Source organism: Desulfovibrio sp., from assembly GCF_034006445.1.
Taxonomy (GTDB): Bacteria; Desulfobacterota; Desulfovibrionia; order Desulfovibrionales; family Desulfovibrionaceae; genus Desulfovibrio.
Window position 1 is genome coordinate 55,967 of the sequence record NZ_JAVESS010000012.1, and the last position, 25,229, is coordinate 81,195.

Here is a 25,229-nt window from a genome sequence, read left to right on the forward strand (position 1 = left end):
GAAAAAGATATTCTGGGCTGGGGGCGGGCCATGAGAAGGCACGTCCATTATTGCTCACGTGGATTGCTTACAAAACCCCAAACAGCAATTTTCCGCGCGCATCTCGCTCCACCATGGGCAGGAAACCCTGCAACAAAAACGTTTCAGCGACGCGAATACAATACAAAATTGTCTTGCATTGCGACGCTAGAATCTTTCAACACACTACAAATAAACACTATTTCAAATGGAATAAATAATGCACTTGTTCGAGACAGCGTTACGCAATCATCCAGTTCGAGAAGGAGTACCAGATGTTCATGAGTTTTCTGTCTCTGGCAAAACGCAAGACATTGCCGATCATGCTGGCCTGTGGCCTGCTGTCGCCGGCCACCACAAGCCCTGCGCAAGACGTGCCCCAGTATACGGCCACCATCTCAGCCGCCACAAACCCGCTAAGCACGCGGGGCATTGTCACCTCGCCCAACTACCTTGCCTCCCAGGCCGGACTGGAGATCCTGCGCAAAGGCGGAACCGCTGTAGACGCAGCCATTGCCACGGCCTCCACACTGGCGGTGGTCTATCCGCAGATGTGCACACTGGGCGGCGACAACTTCTGGTTGATCTACAATGCCAAAACCGGTGAACTGAAGGCCCTGAACGCCAGCGGCCGCTCCGGCGAAAAAGCCACCATTGATTTTTACAAGTCCAAGGGTGTCTCCAAAATTCCTTCACGCGGCTATCTGGCAGCCAACACTGTTCCCGGCGTTGTCTCGGGCTGGGGCGCGGCGTACGAATACAGCAAGGGCAACATGAAGAGTTCCCTGCGCTGGAAAGACCTGCTGGCCTCGGCCATTGACTATGCCGACAAGGGCTTTCCTGTCAGCACCTCGCTGGCGTTCTGGAGCAAGATCAACACCAATCCTGCCGACTCTGAATTTCGTAACCTGCAGCGGTTTGACGCCTTCCGCAAAACCTATCTGCACCCTGACGGCAGCCCGTACACGGTGGGCCAGGTCATGCGTCTGCCCGAACTGGCTGGCACGCTGCGCCAACTTGCCGACAAAGGCTCCAAAGAATTTTACACGGGCGACATTGCCAAGCGTATTGTGGCAGATTTGCAGACCAACGGCGGCTTGCTGACGCTCAGCGACTTTGCGGCGCACAAGGCGGATTGGGTAAAGCCCATCTACGCCGATTACCGGGGCTACAAGGCGGCGAACTTCCCCCCCAACACCCAGGGCATGGCTTCGCTGGAAATCCTGAACGTGCTGAACAATTTTGACATCAAGGCCATGGGCGAAGGCACGGCAGACTATTATCATGCCGTGATTGAAGCCACAAAAGAAGCCTTTGCCGACCGCGACAAATACCTTTCTGACCCTGACTTTGTTAAGATTCCTCTGGATTATCTGCTGTCTGCCCAGCATGGCAAAGAGCAGGCCGCGCGCATCCGTATGGACAAGGCCGCTGAAAAGGTGACGCCCCTTGACCCCAAGGGCGACACCATCTGGCTTGGCGTTGTGGACTCTGAAGGCAATGCCGTTTCACTGATCCAGAGCATCTATCACGACTTCGGATCGGGCATTGTCGCGGGCGGCACGGGCGTGCTGCTGCAGAACCGGGGCAGCTTCTTTTCGCTTGATCCAAACCACGTGAACCATCTTGAGCCACGCAAGCGTACGTTCCATACGCTCAACCCCGCCATGCTGCTCAAAAACGGCAAACCCTTTCTGGTTTACGGCACCATGGGCGGCGAAGGCCAACCCCAGACCCAGGCCGCCATTGTCACCCGCGTGGTCGATTTCGGCATGACGCCGCAAGAGGCCATATCCGCGCCACGCTGGCTCTATGGCCGCACCTGGGGCGCTGCTTCCAATGACCTCAAGCTTGAGGGGCGGATCCCCAAAAATGTCGTGGATGAGCTGCAACGTCGCGGCCATCCTGTGCGCTCGGTCGAGGACTACACCGACACCATGGGGCATGCCGGGGCCATTCTTGTGGATCAGGCCAGCGGCGTGCTTCAGGGCGCGACCGACCCCCGTGGCGACGGGCTTGCCGCTGCGTATTAGGGCGCTGTCCCTTTGAAATGCCTTGTGCGGGAGAAGACCCTTTTGCAAAGGGGTCTCCTCCCGCACAAACTTCAACATGTATAAGACACTTAAATCACAACACAAAATATCGTCCGCGTTGAGGGCAGCGCCGTTGGCTGTTGTGCCGCTGCCCCCTCTCATAATTACTGCTCAATCTGGCGCAGCAGGTTTTCCATAAAGGCATCCAGCTTGTGCTGCGCGTCCTGATCCAGACCCAGCACACTGGCGGAATGCAACTGCTTTTCGCTCAATTGATCAATCACGGGCAGGGCTACACGGCGTTCCGGCAAATGTTCCAGAGCGGGAAGATTTACGGCCTGCCCGGCGCTGGCCCGGTTAAGAATCAGCGTCTGCCTGTTCAGGCCAAGATCCGCAGCCATGCGCGACACTTGCCCCGCTGTCTGCAGTGAACGCATGCTCGGCTCCGAAACCACAAGCAGGTGGTCCACATGCGCCACCGTGCCGCGACCAAGGTGCTCCACCCCGGCTTCCATATCCACGAGAACCCAGTCATTGCGCTCCAGCACCAGATGCGCCAGCAAGGCCTTGAGCAGGGCGCTGGCTTCACAGGCGCAGCCGCCATTGGCCGACGTGAGCGCCCCCATAACCAGCAGGCGCTTTTCGCCCACGGGCCTGTCGCCCAGGGGCGGCCCGCAGACCTTCAAGGGGGCGGAAAGTATTTCAGGCAAATCGCTGACATGCGGGTTCAGCATCATCATGCCGCCCTGCCCCGCTGGCCGTATGCGCTCCTGCACAAGCTCGGGCCGCTGGCTCAGAGCAATGGGCAGTGCGGCCATGTCCAGCCCGCAGGCCTGCCCAAGGGACAAAGCCGTGTCCGCATCCACCAGCCACACGTTATGCCCCTGGCGCGCGAGGTAATCGCCAAGCCAGGCCGTCATGGTGGTCTTGCCCACGCCCCCCTTGCCGGAAACAGCAATCTTCATAACAACTCCTGAAACAGTTTGGCGTGAAAGAACCCGGCGCATCGTCAACAGGCTTGCTGACCGTGGCGGCAAAAGTTCGCGCCTTGGCCGCCACGGCGCAATGTCGGATTGTAGTGTCTTACGCTTTCAGGCCAAGCGCCAGACGCTTGCTTGTGATGCGCTGGTTCAGCAGATCCGCCGCCTTCACCGGGTCAGATTCCACCACAAAGGATGCGCCCACCAGACCTTCCAGACCGTTCAGGGCTATATCCGTCACCAACTCCGAACCCAGAATATTGGGCGGCAGGCCCAGATGCGTGTAGACGCCGCTGGCCACGGCATACAGGCCAATGGCCGCTGCCTTTTCAGAGTACCATTCCGGCGCGGAGGCCACCACGGGCAGATCCGAAATATCCACGCCAAGGCTGTTGGCAATCAGCGCGCACAGCTGCATGATGCGGGCATTGTCCACACAGCTGCCCATATGCAGCACGGGCGGTATGCCCAGCGCACCGCACAGGCTGCGCAGCCCCGGCCCGGCCATTTGGGCCCCCTCGGGCATCAGCAGCCCGGCCTTGCCCGCCGCCGTGGTCACGCAGCCTGTCACTAGCACCAGGATGTCGTTCTTGATGAGTTCCTTGATGATGCCCACATTGGCCGAGTCCTGCTTGACCTTGGGGTTGTTGCAGCCCACCACCGCCGCAAAGCCGCGCACGGTTCCCGCCTTGACGGCGTCCAGCAGGGGTTCGAGCGAACCGCCCAGGGCTTCAAGAATGGCCTCGTTGGAAAATCCGGTCATGATGTCCACCGGCTCCACGGGAATGTCCACCCGGCCGGGATCGCGCTCGGCAAAAGCGTCAATGGCCATGTTCAGGATTTTGTGCGCCTCTTCGCGCGCGTTCTCTGGCGTAAAATTCATGTGAATGGCCCCGGTAAAGCGGGCCTTGGCGGCAGTATCAATAAAGCGGGTGTGGTAACAGGCCGAAATCTGCACAAGGCTCGGCATGATGCACTGGTAGTCCACCACCACGGCTTCCACCGCGCCGGTCACAATGGCCAGCTCGGTCATCAGATGGTTGCCCGCCATGGGGATGCCCTGACGCATGAGCAGTTCGTTGCCCGTACAGCACAGACCGGCCACGGTGATGCCTTGTGCCCCGGCCTTTTTGGCGCGTTCGACCATTTCCGGCTCACGGGCGGCCATAAGTATCATTTCGGAAACAACAGGGTTGTGCCCGTGTACCAGGATGTTGACGGTGTCCTTTTTGATGACGCCCAGGTTCACCGTGGACTTGCGCGGAGTGGGAGTACCAAAAAGGATGTCGCACAGCTCGGTGGCGATCATTGACCCGGCCCATCCGTCGGACAAGGCGCAACGGGCTGCGTGCAGCATGGTGTTGGGCGCGTCATTGTCGCAGCCCATATGGGTGCGGTGCATCATTTCGGCAATTTCGCGGTCAACGCCGCGCGGCATAATGTTCAGCTTATTCCAGATTTCCTTGCGCTTGGCAGGAACTCGCGACACAAAGTTCACTGCTTTGCGTCTGCTGCCGAAATCACTGTAACAGGCGTCCACCACATCGGCGGCCACGTCGTTCATGGCGCGGCCTTCAACGGCTATGCCCAGTTCCGCCGCGATGCGCAGCAGTTTGGCCGCATCGCGGATCTGGTAATCCGCTGCCTTGCCTTCCACCACGGCCTCAAGGGTTTCTATGACGTCCCGGCCATGATCGGAATGCCCGGCAGAACCTCCGGCAATAAAACGCCCGAAGTTGCGTGCCACGATGACGTCCGCATCTGCCCCGCACACCCCGCGTGAGAGCTTGCCGCCGGGTTCGGCCTTGGCGCTGATGCGGCACGGCCCCATGACGCAGTTACGGCAGGTTGTGCCGAGCTCGCAAAACCGACAGTGCGGCGTCTGCTGCGCCAGCCTGTCCCATGCGGTTTCGACGCCGTCTTTGCGCGCCTTTTCCAGCATGTGTTTGGCGTCATCCCAAATGGACATTTCGTTAATGTCTAACAGCTTGTCTTTCATACTGTCCTCGCTCACGCTGAGTGTTGCTGCCGTCAGGCAGGGCACGCAGAGGCATGCCTTTGATACCAACATAGCATTGCGCAAGGAATTCGTCTGTCAGCTACCCGACAAAGGGAGCAATCCTTTTCAAATGGGCCGCCACATCGCATCAGCGGGAAAAATAACGAGACGGATGTCTGGCTGCGAAACAAAAAAACGCAAGGCAGGCGCGCCCTGCGGCATATCTGTTTTTCGGTTCTGCGCGCCGCCGCTCAGACTGATACGTTCAGGGGCGGAAAGACGTAAGGAAGCACTGAGTAAAGAGCCTCCTGGAAACGCGCTGGTATTTCGTTTGGCAAGGCGCGATCTTTTTTCAAACAGGTGTGGACTCTTCCGTCCTCGACTGTTTCGAAAAAAGTGAAGCAGCCCCGCCAAGCGGAATAACTGCGCGTTTCCTTAATGCAGCAGTTCGCGCAAGCGGTTTTCGTCCAGGATGCGGTACAGGCCGCGCTGCTCTTTTTGCAGGATGCCCAGACGGGTAAAGTCGGTGAGCAAGGTGGAGATGGTCTGGCGTGACGTGCCGAGCGTCTGCGCCAGCATTTCGCCGGAGAGGGGCAGCCGGATAAGCCGCTCCTTTGAGCTGCCTTCACTTGAGCTACCTTCATTTTCGTGGGCAAGATCCATGAGCAGCCGCGCCAGCCGCACGGTCACGTCGCGCAGGGCGAGGCCGTCGATAATGCTGAAACAGCTTTTCAGCATACCGCCCAGCACCCGCACAATGGGCACGGTAAATTCGGGTATGGTCATCATGCACCGGTTGAACGTGGGCGTATCAAGCAGCAGAAGAACGGCGTCTTCCAGCACCTGCACAAAGGCGTTGGAGTGGCTCACGTAGAGGTCGCCGGGCTTGAGAAAGGCAATGGTAAACTCCCTGTCGCCATAGGAAAGATAGATGCGCACCAGCCCGGATTTGACTATGAAGACAAAATTGCCCTTCTGCTTTTTGTCCGGCTCCTGCTCCGCAAGGTCGTCGTCATATTGGGGTGCGAAAATAATGGCCTGCCGGGCATAGCGTCTTTCATGAAAGGCAGACAGCAGGGGGGCCAGTTCCGGCCGGGCCAATTCGTCAAGCAGATTGATATTGCTGAATTTCATGCAGCCCCCTTTTGTTCTTCGCCCTGTTTGCCATGAGTAGGCGCTGCCACGGTTTTCATGCCTTGCCTCAACCGGAATTGTTGCCGCCCCTGCTCGCAACCCGAAGAGGGCGGACACACCATGCGGACGCCAGGACAGCGAATATTTGGTCAGCAAACACCTGGGCAGCAGATACCAAGAGAATAGACGCTGCACGAAGAGTGTCAACACAAAGAGGCATGCCGGCCTGTCTATGCCAGCATGCCCCTGTGTGAGTAAATCCGGAAATGCGCCACGCCACGGGAATAGTACGCGCTGAGGGCGTCGCCGACTTCATGCCTATACAATACCACCCCGGCAAGACTCCGCTCTGGCGCTGCTCCGCTCAGGTACTGCTCCGCTCAGGTACTGCTCCGCTCCGGCGCTACGAGACGCCGCGCGCCTCTGATCCAGGCGTCAGCGCCACCGGCCTTGAACCTGTTATGCTGGGGGGCAGATACTTTTTGAAGTCAATATCGTATTTTTTCATTTTATAATAAATAATACGGTATGTTATATTCAAATCCCGCGCGGCCTGGTGAATGTTGCCCCCGGCTTTGGCCAGGGCGGCGACAATGAGCTCGCGCTCCACATTGGCCACGGTTTCCGTCAGGCCCATAGTGCCCGTCGTCCATATGGGCGTGCCGCCCTTTGCCCCCTGGAGCATGCCCGGCAAATGGTGCGAGCGCAGCACGGCGTCGTCGCAGATAAGCACCGCCCTTTCCAGCACGTTTCGCAGCTCGCGCACGTTGCCGGGCCAGTGGTAGGCAAGCAGCATATCAATGGCCGGGGTTGAGACGCGCCGCACAGGCCGCCCGTATTCCTTGCTGAACATCTCGATAAAGTGCTCGACCATGGGCAAAATGTCTTCCGGCCTTTCCCGCAGGGGCGGAATGAACACAGGAAAGACATTGATGCGGTAGTACAGGTCTTCACGAAACAGTCCCTGCTCCACCAGTTCTTCCAGCGGGCGGTTGGTGGCGCAGACCAGGCGCACATCCACCTTGATGCGCCGCTCGTCGCCCAGGGGCTGAATCTCGCCTTCCTGCAAGGCCCGCAGCACCTTGGCCTGGGCTATGGCCGACAGATCACCCACCTCATCCAGAAAAAGCGTGCCCCCGTCGGCCTGACGGAACAGGCCCGCCCTGTTCTGCACGGCTCCGGTAAAGGCCCCCTTGCGCCAACCGAACAGTTCGCCTTCGATAAGCTCCGACGGCAGGGCCGCGCAGTTGAGCATAACCAGCGGTTTATTGCGCCGGGGGCTGGCCGCGTGCAGTGCCTGCGCCATGAGTTCCTTGCCCACGCCGGATTCGCCCCGCAGCAGCACCGTGGCCTTGCCCGCCCCGGCCTGCGTCAGGCGTCGCAACACGTGATGCATGCTTTTTGACCGGGCGATGATGGATGATGGCAGTCCGTTGGCCAGGGGTTCGTCAGCAAGTATGCAGGCGTGCCTTCTGCTCAGCTCTTCCTGCAGCCAGGCTACCTGCCTGCCCACCAGGATGGCCACTGTCTGCAAAAAACGGCAGCGCAAATCCAGTTCGTCCTGGGGCGCTGTGGGCGTATCGGCACTGAGGATGCCCACCACCTCGGACTTGTCGCCGTTTTCCACATGCACAGGCACGCAGATAAAGGCCAGGCGGGCCATTTCTTCTTCACTGCGGCCGAACATGCGGTTCTTGAAATCCGCCCGTCCGCGCATACAGGACACAATGATGGGATGCCCCTCGGCAAAGACCTGCCCCGTGATGCCCGACCCCGGCGCATAGGCCGCCTCCGGGGAGTCGGCCTGATCGTAGGACAGAGACAGCCGCAACTCGCCGCTGTCCGGGTCCTGCACCACGATGTGCGGCCTGTCGAAGTGCATGTCCTCGGCAAGGGCCGCCAGTAGCTCCTGCAGGGATTCTTGAAAGGAATGGCCAGGGGAAAGGGCAATCAGCACCCGATCAAGGGTGTCGAGACATTGCCCCGCATTCATAAACAACAGGGATGGTGTCGCGTTGCACTGCACGGTGGCCTCGCTTCCAGGATTGAACCGGGATTCCCGGTACGGGCGACATCCGCGCCAAAGGCGGAAACACCACGGCCGCCTGTCGGAAAACATGCGGCGCTCGGCAACAGGCATGCCCGCCTGCCGTTGCCGGACTGAACCCTGGGGGGAGGTGGAGCCAAAAGGCGCCATAGGTACAGCGACATCTCAGAATTTCAGCATGGCACTTGCGTCCAGCCGGAGCCTGCCCAAAGGCTGATCTCCTTGTTCGCCTGAAATATATCCACAGGCTGACCTGACGTCAAAAAAAATCCGCATGCCCAATCTGGGGCGTGCTCCTTCGCAGGCCCGATATTCATGCCGCACACCCGATACTCCGGCCCGCATGCCGCGCAGGCGCTTTTGCTGCGGCGGCGGCAAATGCGCGCGCAGCCTTGCTCACGTTGTCGAGGAGGGTTTTGCACGCCGCTTCAGCGCATCTTGCAAAAATGTATCATGGGAACTGAAACGCAACTATTATTTTCGCATTTTACCAGTGAAAGCTCGATGTTGACAAAATTATCCCCACAGGGGCGCGCACAGCTCTTACAGCACAAAATAGTATCACGGCAAGCCTGTCCTTACGAATAATATAAAACATATAAGCGTGTTATGAAAAGGGCACACTTTCTGCACAAAGCGTGACAAGCGCATAGGCGCGCAACCATCAAAGCAAGAGGGATTCTCATGCGCCAGGTAGCAATTTACGGAAAGGGCGGCATCGGCAAGTCCACCACCACACAGAACCTCAATGCCGGTCTCGGCGAAATGGGCAAGCACATCATGATCGTGGGCTGTGACCCCAAGGCGGACTCCACCCGCCTCATCCTCGGCGGCCTTGCCCAGCAGAGCGTGCTCGACACCCTGCGTGAGGAAGGCGAGGACATCGACCTTGATCTGGTGCTCAAGGAAGGCTTCAAGGGCATCCGCTGCGTGGAATCCGGCGGCCCCGAACCGGGCGTGGGCTGCGCCGGGCGCGGCATCATCACCTCCATCGGGCTTCTGGAACGCCTCGGCGCGTACACCGAAGACCTTGATTACGTGTTCTACGACGTCCTCGGCGACGTTGTCTGCGGCGGCTTTGCCATGCCCATCCGTGAAGGCAAGGCCCGGGAAATCTACATCGTGGCCTCAGGTGAAATGATGGCGCTCTATGCCGCCAACAACATCTGCAAGGGTGTAAAAAAATATGCCAATACCGGCGGCGTGCGCCTCGGCGGCATCATCTGCAACAGCCGCAAGGTCGATGGCGAAGCCGAGCTTGTGGCCGCAGTGGCCAAGGAAATCGGCAGCCAGATGATCCACTTCGTCCCCCGCGACAACATGGTGCAAAGGGCTGAAATCAACAAGCAGACGGTCATCGAGTTCGATCCCTCCTGCGAGCAGGCCGACGAATACCGTACCCTGGCCAAAAAGATTGACGGCAACGACATGTTCGTCGTTCCCAAGCCCCTGAGCCAGGAAAGGCTTGAAGAACTGCTCATGGAACACGGCATCCTGGACGCATAGAAATTTTTGCGACGGAACCACGCATTCCACAGGCAACCGTCCGCTTGAAACAGCGCAGCGCAAACAGCGCGCGCCTGAACCGTAAACCGGGCGGTCCCAACTGCCGGGGCAGCATAGCTGCTTCAGGCGATGCAAGACAAGGGAGAACACACAATGCAGATGATCCGCACCATCATTCGCCCCGAAAAAACCACTGAAGTGCTTTCCGAGCTCATGTCCGCCGGGTTTCCTGCGGTCACCAAGCTGGATGTGGTGGGCCGGGGCAAGCAGAAAGGCATCATGGTCGGCGATGTGCAATACGACGAAATACCCAAGCAGATGCTCATGCTTGTGGTCAACGATGAAGACAAGGACGACGCCATCCGCGTTATCCTGCACGTGGCCCGCACTGGCGAAAACGGCCACTACGGCGACGGGCGCATCTTTGTGTCGTCCGTCAGCGAGGCATGGACCATCAGCACCGGCAAGGCCGGTTTGTAGGAGGCCGCCATGCAGGAGATTGTCGCCATTGTGCGGGCCAATATGGTCGGCCCCACAAAACTGGCCCTGACCAAGGCGGGTTGCCCCTCATTCAGCTGTGCCAAGTGCCTTGGCCGGGGGAAGAAAGGCATGGATAACGCCACCCTGCGCATGGTTATGGAAAACGGCGAACTGCCGCGCACCCCCACGGGAGAATCGCTGACCGAGGTTGGCCGTCTCATTCCCAAGCGCCTGTTCAACATCTGTGTGCCCGATGACAAGGCCGACGCCGTTATCAGGGCCATCATAGAAGCCAACAGCACCGCCCACCCCGGCGACGGCAAGATATTCGTCATGTCGGTGGAAGAATCCTACGTGGTTCGTACGGGCGAGCGCGTTGACGCATAAGGAAGGTAGTTATGACTATGGACGCCAGCGCCAGAGTGCTTGAGCGCTATAACGCCAAGGTATTCAAGAACCGCAAGGAGCACATGCTCCGCATCAATCCGGAAGAGGCGCAGCAGATCACGGCCAACACCCGCGCCATCCCCGGCATAATGACCAACCGCGGCTGCTGTTACGCAGGCTGCAAGGGCGTGGTGCTCGGCCCCATCAAGGATATGGTGCTCATTACCCATGGCCCCGTGGGCTGCGGCTTCTACAGCTGGGGCACACGCCGCAACAAGGCCAGGGCTGAAGAAGGCGCGCCCAACTTTATCCAGTACTGCTTCACCACCGATTTGCAGGAGCCGGACATCGTTTTTGGCGGCACAAAAAAGCTCAAGGCCGCCATTGACGAGATCATGCAGCTCATGAGCCCCAAGACCATCATGATAGCGGCCACCTGCCCCGTGGGTCTTATCGGCGACGACATCCAGGCCGTGGCCGCCGAGGCTGAAGAGCAGTACGGCATCCGCTGCGTGGCCTACAACTGCGAAGGCTACAAGGGCGTCAGCCAGTCCGCCGGGCACCACATCGCCAACAACGGCCTCATGAAGCGCGTCATCGGCACGGGCGACTATGAACCCGCCACCAAGTATTCCGTCAACATCCTTGGCGAATACAACATCGGCGGCGACGGTTGGGAGCAGGAACGCATACTGCGAAAGATAGGCTATGAAGTGGTCTCCGTCTTCACGGGCGACGGTGAAATAGAACGCATCGCCAGTTCCCACAAGGCCAACCTCAACCTTGTGCAGTGCCACCGCTCCATCAATTACATCGCCGAAATGATGAAGACCAAGTACGGCGTTGACTGGCTCAAGGTCAACTTCATCGGTCTTGAAGGCACCATCGAAAGCCTGCGCCACATGGCCGCCTACTTTGGCGACCCGGCCCTCATCCAGCGCACGGAAGAGGTCATTGCCGAGGAACTGGCCGAGGTTCAGGACGAAATGGCCGCCGCCAGGGCCCGCCTCGACGGCCTTACCGCCGCGCTCTTTGTGGGCGGCAGCCGCTCGCACCACTACCAGGGCCTGCTCAAGGAACTGGGCGTGCGCACCGTGCTGGCTGGCTACGAGTTCGGCCACCGCGACGACTATGAAGGCCGTGAAGTCATCCCCAGCATCAAGGACGACGCCGACAGCAAGAACATCGAACACATCACGGTTGAAAAGGACGACAAGAAGTACCACGCCTATCTCACCCAGCAAGAATACGACAAGCTTGCCGCGCTGATTCCTCTGGAAAAATACGACGGCATGATCCGCGACATGGACGCGGGAACCTTTGTGGTGGACGACCTCAACATGTACGAGGCCGACAAGTTTATGGAAGTTCTCAAGCCGGACATGTTTTTCTCCGGCATCAAGGACAAGTACGCCCTGCAAAAGGCCGGCACGCTCTCCCGTCAGCTGCACAGCTATGACTACAGCGGCCCCTACGCAGGCTTCAAGGGCGCAGTGCAGTTCGCCAAAGACGTCTGCCTTGGCTTCTTCACCCCGGCGTGGCACATGGTCACGCCGCCCTGGAAGACCCGCGCCACCCTGCAAGGCACAGTGGGAGAATAGTAATGCTCGACCTCACACCCAAGACCCACATCAATCGCACGGGCGCGCTCATCAACCCCTGCAAGACCTGTCAGCCCGTGGGCGCGCTGTTCGCCGCCCTTGGCGTGCACAACTGCATGCCTTACAGCCACGGGTCGCAAGGGTGCGTATCCTATCACCGCACCTATCTGAGCCGCCATTTCAAGGAACCTGCCATCGCCTGCTCCAGCTCCTTCACCGAAGGCGCGTGCGTGTTCGGCGGCGGCCCCAACATCCGTCAGGGCGCCAAGAACGTCTTTGACGTGTACGATCCCGACATCATTGCCGTGCACACCACCTGCCTTTCCGAAACCATCGGCGACGACCTCAATACCTATATTGAGGAGATGGACATCCCCGACGGCAAGCTTGTGGTGCACTGCAACACGCCCAGCTACGTGGGTTCGCACGTCACGGGTTTTGCCAACATGATGGCGGGCTTCATCAAGTATCTGGCCACCAAGGGCACGGCCACGGAAACGGTGGGGGTGTTTCCCGGTTTTGTGAACCCCGGCGACATCCGCGAATACAAGCACATGCTCAAGCGCATGAAGATCAGAAACATCATGTTCCCGGACTGCTCCAACGTCATGGACGCCCCCATGACAGGCAAATACAAGATGTATCCTGACGGCGGCACCACCACTGATGAGATTCGCGCGCTGGGTTCCTGCCGCAAGGTGGTGGCCCTGGGCCGACTCACCAGCGAGGAGCCTGCCAGCCAGCTCAAGCGCAAGTGCGGCGTGGACTACGACCTGCTGCCCCTGCCCCTCGGCCTGGCGGACACCGACACCTTCATCATGGCGCTGGCCTCGCTCAACGGCGGCGATGTGGACCCCTACCTTGAAGAAGAACGCGGCCGCCTGCTGGACCTCATGCTGGACGCCAACCCCTACTTCTACGGCAAAAAGGTGGCTGTGTACGGCGACCCCGACACGGTGCTCGGTCTGACCCGCTTCTGCCTCGAACTGGGCATGACTCCAACCTATGTGCTCACGGGCACGCCCGGCGATGCCTTTGTGCGGCTGGCCACGGCCCTGTTCAAGGAATACGGCAAGGAATCGCAGTGCCAGGCCTTTGCCGCCAAGGATCTCTTTGACCTGCACCAGTTCATCAAGAACGAACCTGTGGATCTTCTGCTGGGCAACTCGCACGGCAAGCAGATTGCCAAGGCCGAGAACATTCCCCTGGTGCGGGCGGGCTTTCCCGTGCTTGACCGCTACGGACACGGCTCGCAGAGCATGGTGGGCTACCGCGGGGCCTTCAATCTGGCCACAAAAATCGCGGACGCCCTTATGGACGAATACGACCGCCACTGCGCGGATGAAGATCTGGAACTTGTTATGTAGGGCCGCAAGGCCGCAATCGGGCGGGGCCGTCACGGCTCCGCCCCGCGAGGGGGTTCCCCATGTCTGCTGAAATACTTGAAGAACGTCGCCAATCCATCCACACCAAGGAAGAGCATGGCGCGAATACCACAAAGGGGAACAGTGGCGGCTGCGGCGGCAACGGCATGCGTTGCGACACGGCCAGCGTGGCCGGGGCCGTGAGCCAGAGGGCCTGCGTGTACTGTGGTGCGCGCGTGGTGCTCAACCCCATTACCGACGCCTTTCATATCGTGCACGGCCCCATCGGCTGCGCCAGCTATACCTGGGACATTCGCGGCAGCCTGACCAGCGGGTCGGAACTGTACCGCAACAGTTTTTCCACCGACCTTCAGGAAAAGGACATCGTCTTCGGCGGAGCGGAAAAACTCGCCGCCGCCATTGACGAAGCCGTGGCCAACTACGCGCCCAAGCTCATCTTTGTGTACGCCACCTGCATCGTGGGCGTCATCGGCGACGATATTGAGGCCGTATGCGGCCAGGCCGAAGCAAAGCACGGCATCCGCGTCATCGCGGTCAAGGCTCCGGGCTTTTCGGGCACCAAGTCCACAGGCTACCGCATGGCCTGCAACGCCCTCATGCAGCTCATGCTGCCGCACGCGGGCCAGCCCAAGGTGCAGGGCGTCAACATCCTTGGCGATTACAACCTGGCCGGGGAAATGTGGATCATCAAAAATTACCTGCGCGCCATGGGCATTCCCGTTGTTGCCGCCATCACCGGCGACGCGGCCTATGAGGCGCTTATCAAGGCTCCGGCCGCCCAGCTCAATATCGTGCAGTGCGCAGGCTCCATGATGTACCTCGCCCGCCGCATGGAAGACGAACTGGGCGTGCCCTGGATGCGCGCCAGCTTCTTTGGTGTTGAAGACACCTCAACGGCCCTGCGGCAGGTGGCCGAACGCCTGGGCGATGTGCAGGCCCTGCACCGCGCAGAGACCATTATCGGCAAGCGCTCCGTGGAGGCCACGGATTTTCTTGACCGCTACAGGCCGCACTTTGTGGGCAAAAAGGCCGCCATCTTTGTGGGCGGCGGCTTCAAGGCCATCTCGCTCATCCGTCAGTTCAACGAAATGGGCATTGAAACCGTGCTTGTGGGCACCCAGACCGGCAAGCCCGAAGATTATGAAATCATCGCGGGTCTGGTGAATCCCGGCACCGTCATTCTGGACGACGCCAACCCGGCGGAACTGGAAGCCTTCATGAAGGAAAAGGGCGCGGACATTCTGGTGGGCGGCGTCAAGGAACGCCCGCTGGCGTACAAACTGGGCATTGCCTTCTGCGATCACAACCACGAGCGCAAGCACGCGCTGGGCGGTTTTGAAGGCGTGGAAAACTTCACCCGCGAGGTGAATCTTTCCCTCAGCAGCCCGGTCTGGAAACACACGCGAGGGGCCGATTCCTACGCGGCCACGGCTTCTGTACAGGCCGACCTGGTGCGCCGGGCCCTGTCAGACAACCCCGCATAGCCAAAAGGCCATGTCTGGAGGCAATGCCAAGCCGCATTGCCAAGCCGTACAGCCCATACATGCGGCCCAGACATGCAGCCCAGACATGCAGCCCCGCCATATAGCAAGACCGCGCCGCTTCCGCCCGCGCGAACAAGGAGACGATCATGAGCGCCAACCTGGTAAACCTGAACACCAACCCCTGCAAGATGTGCATGCCCCTGGGCGCGGCCACGGCTTTTTACGGCATCAGAAAGTGCATGACCATTCTGCACGGTTCGCAAGGGTGCAGCACCTACATACGGCGGCACATGGCCACCCATTACAATGAACCCGTGGATATCGCCTCCTCCTCCCTGACCGAAGAGGGCACGGTGTTCGGCGGCGCCAAAAACCTCATCAAGGGGCTGGAAAACCTCATCAGGCTGTATGAGCCGGAGGTCATCGGCGTGGCCACCACCTGCCTGGCCGAAACCATTGGCGAAGACGTGCCCGCCATCATCAGGGATTTTTACGAAAGCCACCCGGACGTGAAGGCCGCCATCATATCCGTGGCCTCCCCCGGCTACGGCGGCTCGCAGTACGAAGGATTTTTCCGCGCACTGCACGCCGTGGTGCGCCAGGTGCCTATGAATCCCACACCCAACGGCCGCGTCAACATCATCACGGGGCATCTTTCCGCCGCCGACACGCGGGCGCTCAAGGCCCTGCTGGACGCGAGCGGCCTCGACCACGTGCTGCTGCCCGACCTTTCGCAGAATCTGGACGGCGGCCACGAGGAAATCTACAACCGCCTGCCCCAGCACGGCACGACCCTTGAAGACATCGCCCTCATGGCCGGGGCGCGCATAACGCTGGAACTGGCCCCCTTCTGCCCTGAGGAATACTCCCCCGGCGCATATTTGCGCGAAGCCCACGGCGTGCCCCTGTTGCGCATGGGCCTGCCCGTGGGTCTGAGCCTCACCGACGCTTTCGTGTCCACCCTTGAAGCTCTGGGCGGGCAGGTGCCCCAAAGCGTGCGACAGGACCGCGCCCGTCACCTGGACGCCATGATAGACGCCCACAAGTACAATGCCCAATGCCGCGCCGCCATCTTCGGCGAGCCGGACATGGTGCACGCCCTTGCGCACGCCTGCTGTGAAAACGGCGTGACGCCAGTGGTCGTGGCCACGGGCGCGCGTTGTCCCGGCCTGGACGCGGCCCTGCGCCCGACCATGACCAGGGCCGCTGAAACCCAGTTTGTGGATGGCTTCGACATCCTTGATTTCGCCGACTTCACGGCCATTGAAAACGCGCTGCTGCACCACGACGTAAACCTCATGATAGGCAATGGCGACGGCCGCCGCATTGAGGAACGCCGCCACATCCCCCTGCTGCGCTACGGCTTTCCCATTCACGACAGGATGGGCGGCCAGCGCACGCGCCTTCTTCTGTACGACGGAGCGACCTCATTGATGGAGTCCACCGCCAACGCCATGCTGGCGCGTACAGAGGTCAGCTTTCGCGAAGAACTGTTCCACAAGTACTACAGGGATAAAGAGGAAAATACCGCCAACACCCCAATCAGCGACCTCTCCTGTAGTCCGGCGGAGCCGCAGGCCGTGCCGCACACGGCACGGCCTGCGCCATCGCCCGCTGTGCCCGGCATCAGCGAGCGCACGGCGTCCCACCCCTGTTTCAGCTGCGGCGCCTGCTCCACGTCCGCCCGGCTGCATCTGCCCATCGCGCCCCTGTGCAACCTGAGCTGCAACTACTGCCTGCGCAAGTACGACTGCCCCAACGAAAGCCGCCCGGGCGTGACCACCGCCGTGCTTTCGCCACAGCAGGCATTCGAGCGTTTCATTGAGGTGCGGCGCGACATGCCCAACCTTACGGTGGTGGGCATAGCCGGGCCTGGGGACTCCCTTGCCAATGCCGAGGCCACCTTTCGCACGCTGGAAATGATTCGCGCCGAAGACCCGGCCATCACCTTCTGCATGTCCACCAACGGTCTGGCCCTGCCCGAATTTGTGGAGGACATGAAGCGCGTGGGCGTGAGCCACGCCACCGTGACCATCAATGCCGTAGACCCCGCCATCGGGGCGCGCATCTACCGTTACGCCGAGTTCAACGGCACGCGGTACACAGGTGAAACCGCCGCTGGCCTGCTTCTGGCAAACCAGCTGGCGGGCCTGCGGGCGCTCACGGCGGCGGGCATTGTCTGCAAGGTCAACACAGTGCTGCTCAAGGGCATCAACGACCACCACATCCCCACGGTTGTGGAGACCGTCCGCGACCTTGGCGCACATATGACCAACATCATGCAGCTTATTCCCGTCAAGGGCAGCGCCTTTGAGCACATGCCCCTTGTGAGCAACAGGGAACTTACGGACATGCGCAAGCGCTGCGAGCCGACCCTCAAGCAGATGTACCACTGCAAGCAGTGCCGGGCCGACGCCATTGGCCTGCTGGGCGACGACCGCTCCATTGACTACCGGCCCGTCAAAATTGACGCGCGGCCTGACGCGGTTCCTGCCCCGATCCTGGCCCAGGTCACGGCCCCGGCGGCGGCCCATGCGACAGCTCATGCGGCAGCCCATGCGGCAGCCCATGCGGCAGCGGCTCCGGCGACGGATCCCGCAGCCAGCCCCGCGCCCATTGCCCGGCGCATACGCATAGCCGTGGCTTCCAAGACGGGCGGCACCGTGGATCAGCACTTTGGCCAGGCAGACCAGTTCTTCATTTATGAAAGCGACGGGCGGCAAGCCAGCTTTGTGGAAACGCGCAGCGTGTCCCGCTACTGCAAGGGCATGGATGATTGCGGTGAAAAGACGGAGCGCATGGACGGCATCCTTGCCGCCGTGCAGGACTGCGAAGGTGTGGTTGCCCTACGCATCGGCGCGAGCCCTCTGGAAAAGCTGCAAAACAGGGGCATCAGCGTATTCACACGTTACGAGAAGGTAGACACAGCCGTTAATGAGGCAGCCAGGGCCCTTTGCGGTTGAGCTCATCCTTCTCGCGACGCGGCCCGAGGCTTGGCGGGCCGCGTCGCCCTCAGGGGCACTACCAGCCAAAGGCAGGCATGCCACATGCATACGTTTCAACTGCTGGACACCACGCTCAGCCTCTTCAGCACTGCCATGCGCCCTGGTTCATACCGCCGCAGGCCAAGGCTTTCACGCGAGGACCTTACCCACTGGGCCGTGAAATGGCTGGCCCTCCTGCAGGATATGGGCTTTTTTGTGGAAATTCCGCCCGACCTGCCGGAATCGCTCCATGCCGCCGCGTCCACTGCGGCCACCTCGGCCACCGCGACCGCCGCGACCACCGCGACCACCGCGCCCACCGTGAGAAAGGGCACATTCTATAGCAATCAGTACGAACCGCTGCCAGATGCGGAAGCTGGCAGCGAATACATAACAGACACTCCGGGCATGGACGCGGGCCTGACTTCAGACGGCCAGGCATCATGGCTGCGCCTGCGTGGCTGCGACCACGCCCTCCCCTACACGGAATGCGGCTTTTTCGACAGGCTCATGCCCCTGCGCGACGTGCTGGAATTCTGTCCCGGCGATCAGGCGGGCTGCGCCACCGCTCTGGCGGTTTTGTGGCTTTTGCGGGGCGGCAGGCGGGTGGTGGGCAGCATAGGCGGTTCAGCCCTGCACGGGCCATCCTCCGGCCCGGCACTGGAAGAAGTGGCCCTGTGTCTTGAAAATCATGAGGTGCAAACAAATTTGCGCAACCTGCACCTCCTGCCCGAGGCAGCGGCCCTGCTGCACAAGGCGGGCTTCACTGTCCCCTCCCACAAGCCTGTGCTGGGCAACCAGATATTCGCCGTGGAATCGGGCATTCACGTGGACGGCATTGCCAAAAATCCCGCTCTTTATGAAGCCTATGCGCCCGAGAGCGTCGGCCTTGAGCGCAGCATTGTGGTGGGCAAACACTCCGGCAGGGCCGCCCTGCGCCTCAAGGCCGCCCAATTGGGCATTGATCTGCCAGAAGCGCACGAAGGCCGTCTGCTGGCTGTTGTGCAAAAAATGGCCGTGCGCCAACAGCACAGCCTCAGCGACAGACAGTTCGCCATGCTCTGCGAATCCATCACCCTGCCCTCCGGCAGAAAACAGCGGGCCGCTGCGACAGGCGCAAAGGACGCGCCCATCACAACCACCGTGGCCACCGCGCCCATCACAACCTCCGTGACAGGCGCTACGGTCGCAGCCACTTCAACAGCCGCGACCGCTACAACAACCGCAACAGCCGCGACCGCCGCAAAAGGCGTAAAGGGCGCAACCGCCCAATCGGAGAAAAGGCATGGCTGACGTCATTCTTGTGGATACCACGCTGCGCGACGGAGAACAGGCCCCTGGATTCGCGTTTTCGCGCGGTCTCAAGGTGCGTCTGGCGGCCCTGCTGGACGCTGCGGGCGTGGGCCAGATCGAGGCGGGCATCCCGGCCATGGGGCCTGGCGAGAGAAAAACCCTGTGCAAGATTATGGACGTCTGTTTTCAGGCCCGCGTTTCAACCTGGAACCGGCTTTGCGAGGCTGACATCAAAAATTCCCTGTCCTGCGCGCCGCATGTCATCCACGTATGCTGCCCTCTTTCTGACCGGCAGATATTCTGCAAGCTCAGAAGCGACAGGGACAAGGTCATGACCGCCCTGCAGCGCTGCATTGAACTGGCCGCCTCTGGCGGAGCCGAGGTCAGCGTGGGTTTTGAGGACGTATCGCACGTCACGGGCCAACAGCTGGCGCAGGCGGCGACCGCAGCGGCGCAAGCCGGGGCCAGGCGCATACGCCTCAGCGATACGGTGGGCAGGTACACGCCCGATGCCGTGGCCAAGGCCGTACGCCTTGTGCTCCGGCAGGGCCTGGAGGCCGAGATACACGCCCACAATGACTTTGGCATGGCCGTGCCCAACTCGCTCATGGCCGCATACGCGGGAGCGCGCTATGTGGACACCACCCTGTGGGGCATTGGCGAAAGGGCGGGAAACTGCGGCATGGGAGCTTTTACGGCGGCTCTGGATCGCCTTGAACATCACAACTGTGCAGTCAGTGGTCAGGGCGCGGCCCGCCTTGAAAAAAAGGCCGCTCCCTTTATTCCGCGCGCTCTTCTGGAAGCGTGGAACGTGCCCGCCGCCCGCACGGCGCGGTGCGCGTTTACCGCTTCATGAAGCACACGCACTACCTGAAACCGGTTCCACCCAACGGAACCCTGCCAGTGAGGCTCATATGGAATGTACCTGCATTGCCCTTCTGGAAGACGAACAGGAATGCCTGACCACGACCAAGAAGTGTACACGCCTTGCTGTATGGCAACGGCCCCCCGCCGGACACGGCGGCGAAACCGGCCCGCCCCCCCCAGGGCATGGCGGCGAAATCGGCCTGCCTCCCGCAGGCGCGTGGCGGCGGCTGAAAATCATCCCCTTCACCCTTTCAGGTTGTTATGAACTGGTGGACATGCGCAATCGTTTGAGGACCATAGAACAGCTCCTGCCCCAGGGAGCCGTCATCGCCGGAACCTCCATTGCTGGCCTGGCCTACAGCGAACTGAACCAGATGGGCTTCTGCCTGTGTGAACTTGAACGCTTCAGCCCGGAAATTCTTGACGCCCTGGCGGCAGAAGTGGCGGCCTCCGCCGAGTCTTCCGCCCAGGTTCCGGCAGAGCCCGTGGCTGGCGACAGTCCCGGGGCATACACAATCAACCTTGTGGAGGTTCAGGCGGCACACCCTGAAGTTTCCTCCAAAAAAGCCCTGCGCCCCTTCCTGGCGTCAACGCCCTTTGTGGAGCTCGAGATCATCTGTTCCCACATGCCGCCCTGGCTGGAAGGGCATATAAAGGATCACAATCTGACCTGCTCCCGTTCGCGGACGCAGGATGGCCGCCTGCGCCTGCGCATTTCGCACGCCCTGTGCGACGACGCCCGCAACACCCCCATGGGAGACAGAACATGAGCATGCCCGCAACGCTTGAAACCGTGATGACGCCCTATGGCTGCATGCACAATGTACACGTTCTTTCCCGCTGGGATAACGGCGCTCCGCGCGCCTGTCGCTGCCTGGCGGCGGACATGGCCCCCACACCCCAGGGCTGGCTCACGCCCCTGTACGATGTCTCGGACATCCGCCGTGGCTGCGAAAGCAGCTTTACCCTCTACCCCAACGGCATGTGGCGCACCCTGGAACTGCAGAACCAGACGCCCGTGCCTACGCCCCTGGGCCTCTTGCCCGCCGAATGGCTGTCCTGGCATCCCGGCGGCTCGCTCAAGCGTATTCTGACCCGCAAGGGCAGGCTGAGCGGCTACTGGACGGAACAGGATGAAGCAGCGCTGGCCCCCAGCCTTGACCTGCTCCTGCCTCCCGGCCGTTTTACGGGCAAGGTGCAGGGACTGCGCTTTTACCCAGGCGGGCACTGCGCCAGCGTCACGCTCTGGCCGGGCGAGGTTTGGAATGTCCCCACCCCTGTGGGGCCGCTGCCCGTGCGGTATGGCTGCGCTTTTTACGAGGACGGTTCCGTGAGGAGCTGCGAACCGGCATGGCCGGTCAGCGTTCCCACGGCTCTGGGGGACATCCGCGCTTTTGACCCGGAGGCCCTGGGCGTTTGCGGCGACGTCAACTCGCTGGAATTCGCCCACCCCGCAACACGTGAAGCCCAAACCGACGCCCACGGGCCGTCTGTCACGGCCAATGCGCGCGAAGCGTTCGTGCCGGGACAGACAAGGGGCGAGGTCAGCCCGGTGCTGGCTCTCAGTACGGTCAACGTGGCGCTGCACTGCAATCATGACGGCCGCACACTGGTTGTACAGCCCAGGATGGAAACAGATCAGCTCACGGGCCTGGACACAATCATTGTGCCCCTGCGCCTCGGCTTTGGCCCGGACGGCCTGCTCGCCATTGATGATGGTCTTGAAGAATATGTGTTTGCAGTGGAGGAGGTGCGGGTACGGCCCCATATCAGTCTGCCGGATATGCGCGCACGGCCGTCAGGCGACCCTGCCGACGCCCGGCGGTAGCGCTGGGCCTCAGACGCCGAATCCGCGCATTCTACGCGGCCGCGCTGACGCGTAAAAATACAGGCGGGGCAGCCTGCCTGCGTCTGTTCGCGCGCTCTTGGCGCAACTTGAGACTTCTATTGTGGAGCGCCATGCAGCCCATGGGACTGTTCACGGGCAAACCGTTCCAGGGTCAGATATCAAGCCAGTCCTCTTCGCGCGCTTCGCCCTCGTACTGCCTGAGGTACGTGCGCAGACGCGACGATCCGTTACCTGCTATCTTGTTCCAGGTGAGACGGTTCGAAGACTTTTCACAATCCAGTTCATACACAAAGTTGACGCGCACAGCCAGGGAGTTTGCCTGCGTCTCCCGCAGATAGCCCAGCTTTTTGCCTAACAATACATAGGGCAAATTGTCGGACGAATCCGACTTGGCGATCATGTACAGCAGGATGTCCGGCTCGCCCGATATGCACTTGATTTCCGGCTCATCGGGAACCCACAGGCGTGCGCCGCCGGCTGAAATATTGACAATGGGCGTTCCGTCAACCGCCGTACCGCGGTGCTCTTGCAGCAAGTTTTTCAGGTCGCAGCCAAACTCCGGCGCGCGGGTCACATGCAGCACACCTGACATCCGGCAGTAGTGTTCGTTCCATTCTATTCTTATGTCGCGGCGCATGCGCCTGACAACGCACTTGCTGGCCAAAAGCAAACGCACCTGACTGACCTCGCCGCCCACGTTTCTGGTTACGCCAAGTACCCGGCCCTCGCCCTTGTATCCCAGCCTTTCCAGGCCATTTTCCGGGTCCCTTCTGTCCAGATAGAAAAAGAAATCACACCCATACTGGTAAATCTTGCAACGCCGGGGCAGTACCTCCGCCTGCAGTACCGCAAGCGTTGCCTCTCTGCCGGAAACATTGCGCAGGCGGCCGCAAAGGAGCACGTCACTATGCTTGCCTTTCCAGGGGATACAGCAGACCACCTTGACAAAAGCCCTGTGTCTCTGGGCTGTTGCAAAGGCTTCATGATTGTCCGAGTTCCAGATGCAGCAGATATCATCGATCGCTAAGCGCATGGCTGCCCGAGCCTTTTGTTTATGCTTTGCATAGCCACCAGAATACCATTCTACACGTCATTACACGCGGTAGTTGTTTCGAAATATACGCATCGTGGCCCATGCCATGACGCATGCGTACCGCCAGGAGCTGGTCACAGCATTTCCTTCTTTGATTGAACATCCTGCAACGTTGAGAACACCATTTCGCAGTGCGCAAGCATCAGGCTGACAGGGCCATGCTCATGCGAAGCGGATATGCTGCGCCTGCAGCAGCCGTTCTGACAAAGCCCCTACCCATGCGTAACGCCCAACGCCAATTTCTTCTTTATGGCAACCATTTAATAGTAAAAAATACTCTGCTACGCAACTTTATGGTGGGTTCTATAATACTCAAAAACACTCTGCATACAGGTAAGAAAAATCTTTTCATAAAAGGCACGCAACAAAAACTGATGCTGCTCTAAAGTAGTCCGCATTTGCTTGTGCTTAAGTAATTTTTAATGCCACCATCAAGTTACGTCAACGATAAACACAAGCCTTATGTCCAAATTCAATCAGACCTCAAAATACAAAACCAGTTCTTTCCTGATCGTCTGATGCAGCATTTAGGATTTTCGGATTTGAAGGCGTCGCGTAGTCGGCTGAAACACCTCGAGAATCGCGGTGTTTGCCCTCATGACCCTTTATCTATGTAAAAATAAGAGATCGCATAGCCGCGTAAAATGCGACTAAAAATTATTATCAAATTTGCATTCCTATTTTTAGTTGCTCACGCAATAAAAAGCTAAATTTTCTTATAGTTACCAAAATAAAAGCAATAGTACTCCCATATTAAAAATTTTAACGCTGTACAGCGAGCCGGCACAAACAACGCACTCTGAAAATCTCGATTATCCCCCTGCTACAGCAGAGCAGTGCTGGCCTGACGCCCGTTTACCACCTTTGCACAAGCATAGATATAGATCATTCTACAAATTTATCGAAAGACAAAATTATTTGACTTAAAATGGATGATACCTTTATCATTTTTATAAATAAGTTTTTTGAGCCTTTTTTGTCATAGCATCACCTATTTTTAATAAGCAGTGGACCCATTTTAAGCAGAAATTTCATAACCTATGATTAAAAACGCGCACATAAAAAAGCTGTTATACATTTGTATATTTACCATTACGTGCGAAAGAGCAGTTTATATACGCTCTGGCTACGACCGTTGTTTCGGAAAGAAATTTTATCTCGCCTGCATTCTGCTCCCCCTTGGGAGGCTCCGGGCTGCCGCCATGGCAGGGCCACGCGCCGGAGTTACTTTGCCCTGCCAAACACCATTCCTGGAGAAGTATCCATATAGCATTCAAAAGTGGTTGACTCTATGGGGGAGACGCCTTGGCGCTTCTGGTCAGAACACTTTTGCACAAGAAAGCACCCATGCCATGAAATAGTGGCATAAGATCAGGAGCAACAATGATGGACAACAATTTTTTTGACTATTCTCTTGCGATGGAGCGCATAAAATCCGTCACAGGGTGCAAGACGCAACAAGATTTGGCTAAGTTTCTTGGTGTATCGCAGTCATGCATTTCTGACGCCAAAAAGCGCATGGCCATACCTGCGGAATGGCTGCTGAAGCTGCTGAAAAAACAGGGAATCAATCCTGACTGGGTACGCAGCGGCATGGGAGCCCAATATCTGCATCCCGGTGAGGCCAGCGCAGAGATTCTACCGAACAGCATGTCCAGACCATCATCAAGCTGCATAATGCAAGAGTTCTTTTTTGCGCTTGTCAGAAGAGCGATGGACGGCAAAAAGTTGACGTAGCTTAAAGCCTTAGCCTGTTGTGACAGCATGCTGTTCTTCGCGGCCGGGCAATTTGACCGCGTGGAGCAGCATGCCGCTCAAGGACTCAGCCGCTGGCAGGCACACCTGCTGGCGATTTTTTTATGCCGCAGGCTTTCGGCCCGGCGGTGGGCATGTGCGAAAACCCGGCAGCGGTGGCACGCGCGAAAATCCGACAAACGACGCGCAGCCCCGCGCCCACCTGGCCCCCGCACCGCGCCACCTGCGCCCTGCCCTGCGCCCACCTGGCCCCCGCACCGCGCCACCTGCGCCCAGCCCTGCCCCAGCACCGCGCCACCTGCGCCCAGCCCTGCCCCAGCACCGCGCCCACCTG

General features: G+C 59.7%; 19 protein-coding genes. 14 read left to right on the plus strand and 5 right to left on the minus strand.

All coding sequences use genetic code 11. The features are described from left to right. Nucleotides 1–299 precede the first annotated feature (299 nt). The gene (ggt, locus tag RBR41_RS10420) at nucleotides 300–2,051 is read left to right on the plus strand and encodes a gamma-glutamyltransferase (RefSeq protein ID WP_320352506.1); all 1,752 of its coding nucleotides are present in this window, start codon (nucleotides 300–302) and stop codon (nucleotides 2,049–2,051) included. 164 nt (nucleotides 2,052–2,215) lie between these two features. Here the strand turns inward: ggt and RBR41_RS10425 are convergent, their stop codons facing one another. The 4 genes from RBR41_RS10425 to RBR41_RS10440 all read right to left on the minus strand — a co-directional run bounded on the left by RBR41_RS10425 (nucleotide 2,216) and on the right by RBR41_RS10440 (nucleotide 8,190). Beyond that, nucleotides 2,216–3,016, minus strand: a complete 801-nt coding sequence (locus RBR41_RS10425) for a P-loop NTPase (RefSeq protein ID WP_320352507.1) — start codon at nucleotides 3,014–3,016, stop codon at nucleotides 2,216–2,218. Nucleotides 3,017–3,134: 118 nt separating this feature from the next. Further along, a complete protein-coding gene (cooS, locus tag RBR41_RS10430; protein WP_320352508.1) occupies nucleotides 3,135–5,030 on the minus strand; it encodes an anaerobic carbon-monoxide dehydrogenase catalytic subunit in 1,896 nt (631 codons plus the stop codon). Nucleotides 5,031–5,465: 435 nt separating this feature from the next. Continuing rightward, nucleotides 5,466–6,164: a Crp/Fnr family transcriptional regulator gene (locus RBR41_RS10435; protein ID WP_320352510.1), complete on the minus strand. Its 699-nt coding sequence runs from the start codon at nucleotides 6,162–6,164 to the stop codon at nucleotides 5,466–5,468. Between the two features lie 403 nt (nucleotides 6,165–6,567). Next, nucleotides 6,568–8,190: a sigma 54-interacting transcriptional regulator gene (locus RBR41_RS10440; protein ID WP_320352512.1), complete on the minus strand. Its 1,623-nt coding sequence runs from the start codon at nucleotides 8,188–8,190 to the stop codon at nucleotides 6,568–6,570. Nucleotides 8,191–8,895: 705 nt separating this feature from the next. Between RBR41_RS10440 and nifH the strand changes: the two genes are divergently transcribed. From nifH to RBR41_RS10495, 11 genes are all read left to right on the plus strand, one after another. Next, nucleotides 8,896–9,717: a nitrogenase iron protein gene (nifH, locus tag RBR41_RS10445; protein WP_320352514.1), complete on the plus strand. Its 822-nt coding sequence runs from the start codon at nucleotides 8,896–8,898 to the stop codon at nucleotides 9,715–9,717. 153 nt (nucleotides 9,718–9,870) lie between these two features. Then, nucleotides 9,871–10,197 carry a P-II family nitrogen regulator gene (locus tag RBR41_RS10450; RefSeq protein ID WP_320352515.1) on the plus strand — a complete coding sequence of 109 codons (327 nt, stop codon included), beginning with the start codon at nucleotides 9,871–9,873 and terminating at the stop codon, nucleotides 10,195–10,197. 9 nt (nucleotides 10,198–10,206) lie between these two features. After that, nucleotides 10,207–10,584 (plus strand): P-II family nitrogen regulator, encoded by a 378-nt coding sequence (locus tag RBR41_RS10455; RefSeq protein WP_320352516.1) that lies wholly within the window; start codon nucleotides 10,207–10,209, stop codon nucleotides 10,582–10,584. Between the two features lie 11 nt (nucleotides 10,585–10,595). Then, a complete protein-coding gene (gene nifD / locus RBR41_RS10460) occupies nucleotides 10,596–12,185 on the plus strand; it encodes a nitrogenase molybdenum-iron protein alpha chain (protein ID WP_320352518.1) in 1,590 nt (529 codons plus the stop codon). Between the two features lie 2 nt (nucleotides 12,186–12,187). Beyond that, complete coding sequence (locus RBR41_RS10465; RefSeq protein ID WP_320352520.1) at nucleotides 12,188–13,552, plus strand: nitrogenase component 1; 1,365 nt, start codon at nucleotides 12,188–12,190, stop codon at nucleotides 13,550–13,552. Nucleotides 13,553–13,611: 59 nt separating this feature from the next. Further along, nucleotides 13,612–15,054, plus strand: a complete 1,443-nt coding sequence (gene nifE / locus RBR41_RS10470) for a nitrogenase iron-molybdenum cofactor biosynthesis protein NifE (protein ID WP_320352522.1) — start codon at nucleotides 13,612–13,614, stop codon at nucleotides 15,052–15,054. Nucleotides 15,055–15,200: 146 nt separating this feature from the next. After that, nucleotides 15,201–18,017: a nitrogenase cofactor biosynthesis protein NifB gene (nifB, locus tag RBR41_RS10475; RefSeq protein WP_320352523.1), complete on the plus strand. Its 2,817-nt coding sequence runs from the start codon at nucleotides 15,201–15,203 to the stop codon at nucleotides 18,015–18,017. A gap of 84 nt (nucleotides 18,018–18,101) precedes the next feature. Then, nucleotides 18,102–19,331, plus strand: a complete 1,230-nt coding sequence (locus RBR41_RS10480) for a hypothetical protein (protein WP_320352524.1) — start codon at nucleotides 18,102–18,104, stop codon at nucleotides 19,329–19,331. Beyond that, nucleotides 19,324–20,187 (plus strand): hypothetical protein, encoded by an 864-nt coding sequence (locus RBR41_RS10485; RefSeq protein ID WP_320352525.1) that lies wholly within the window; start codon nucleotides 19,324–19,326, stop codon nucleotides 20,185–20,187. Before RBR41_RS10480 ends, RBR41_RS10485 begins: the two co-directional genes overlap by 8 nt. A gap of 58 nt (nucleotides 20,188–20,245) precedes the next feature. After that, nucleotides 20,246–20,968, plus strand: a complete 723-nt coding sequence (locus RBR41_RS10490) for a Fe-only nitrogenase accessory AnfO family protein (protein WP_320352527.1) — start codon at nucleotides 20,246–20,248, stop codon at nucleotides 20,966–20,968. Then, a complete protein-coding gene (locus RBR41_RS10495; protein ID WP_320352529.1) occupies nucleotides 20,965–22,026 on the plus strand; it encodes a hypothetical protein in 1,062 nt (353 codons plus the stop codon). The genes RBR41_RS10490 and RBR41_RS10495 overlap by 4 nt, the downstream gene beginning before the upstream one ends. Nucleotides 22,027–22,198: 172 nt before the next feature. Here the strand turns inward: RBR41_RS10495 and RBR41_RS10500 are convergent, their stop codons facing one another. Continuing rightward, entirely contained in the window at nucleotides 22,199–23,080 is an 882-nt protein-coding gene (locus tag RBR41_RS10500) for a hypothetical protein (protein WP_320352530.1), read from the minus strand. Between the two features lie 1,443 nt (nucleotides 23,081–24,523). Between RBR41_RS10500 and RBR41_RS10505 the strand changes: the two genes are divergently transcribed. After that, nucleotides 24,524–24,877, plus strand: coding sequence for a helix-turn-helix domain-containing protein (locus RBR41_RS10505; protein ID WP_320352531.1), 354 nt, complete (start codon nucleotides 24,524–24,526; stop codon nucleotides 24,875–24,877). A gap of 122 nt (nucleotides 24,878–24,999) precedes the next feature. After that, nucleotides 25,000–25,229 (plus strand): hypothetical protein (locus RBR41_RS10510; protein ID WP_320352532.1); only part of this gene is annotated, 230 nt, incomplete at its 3' end.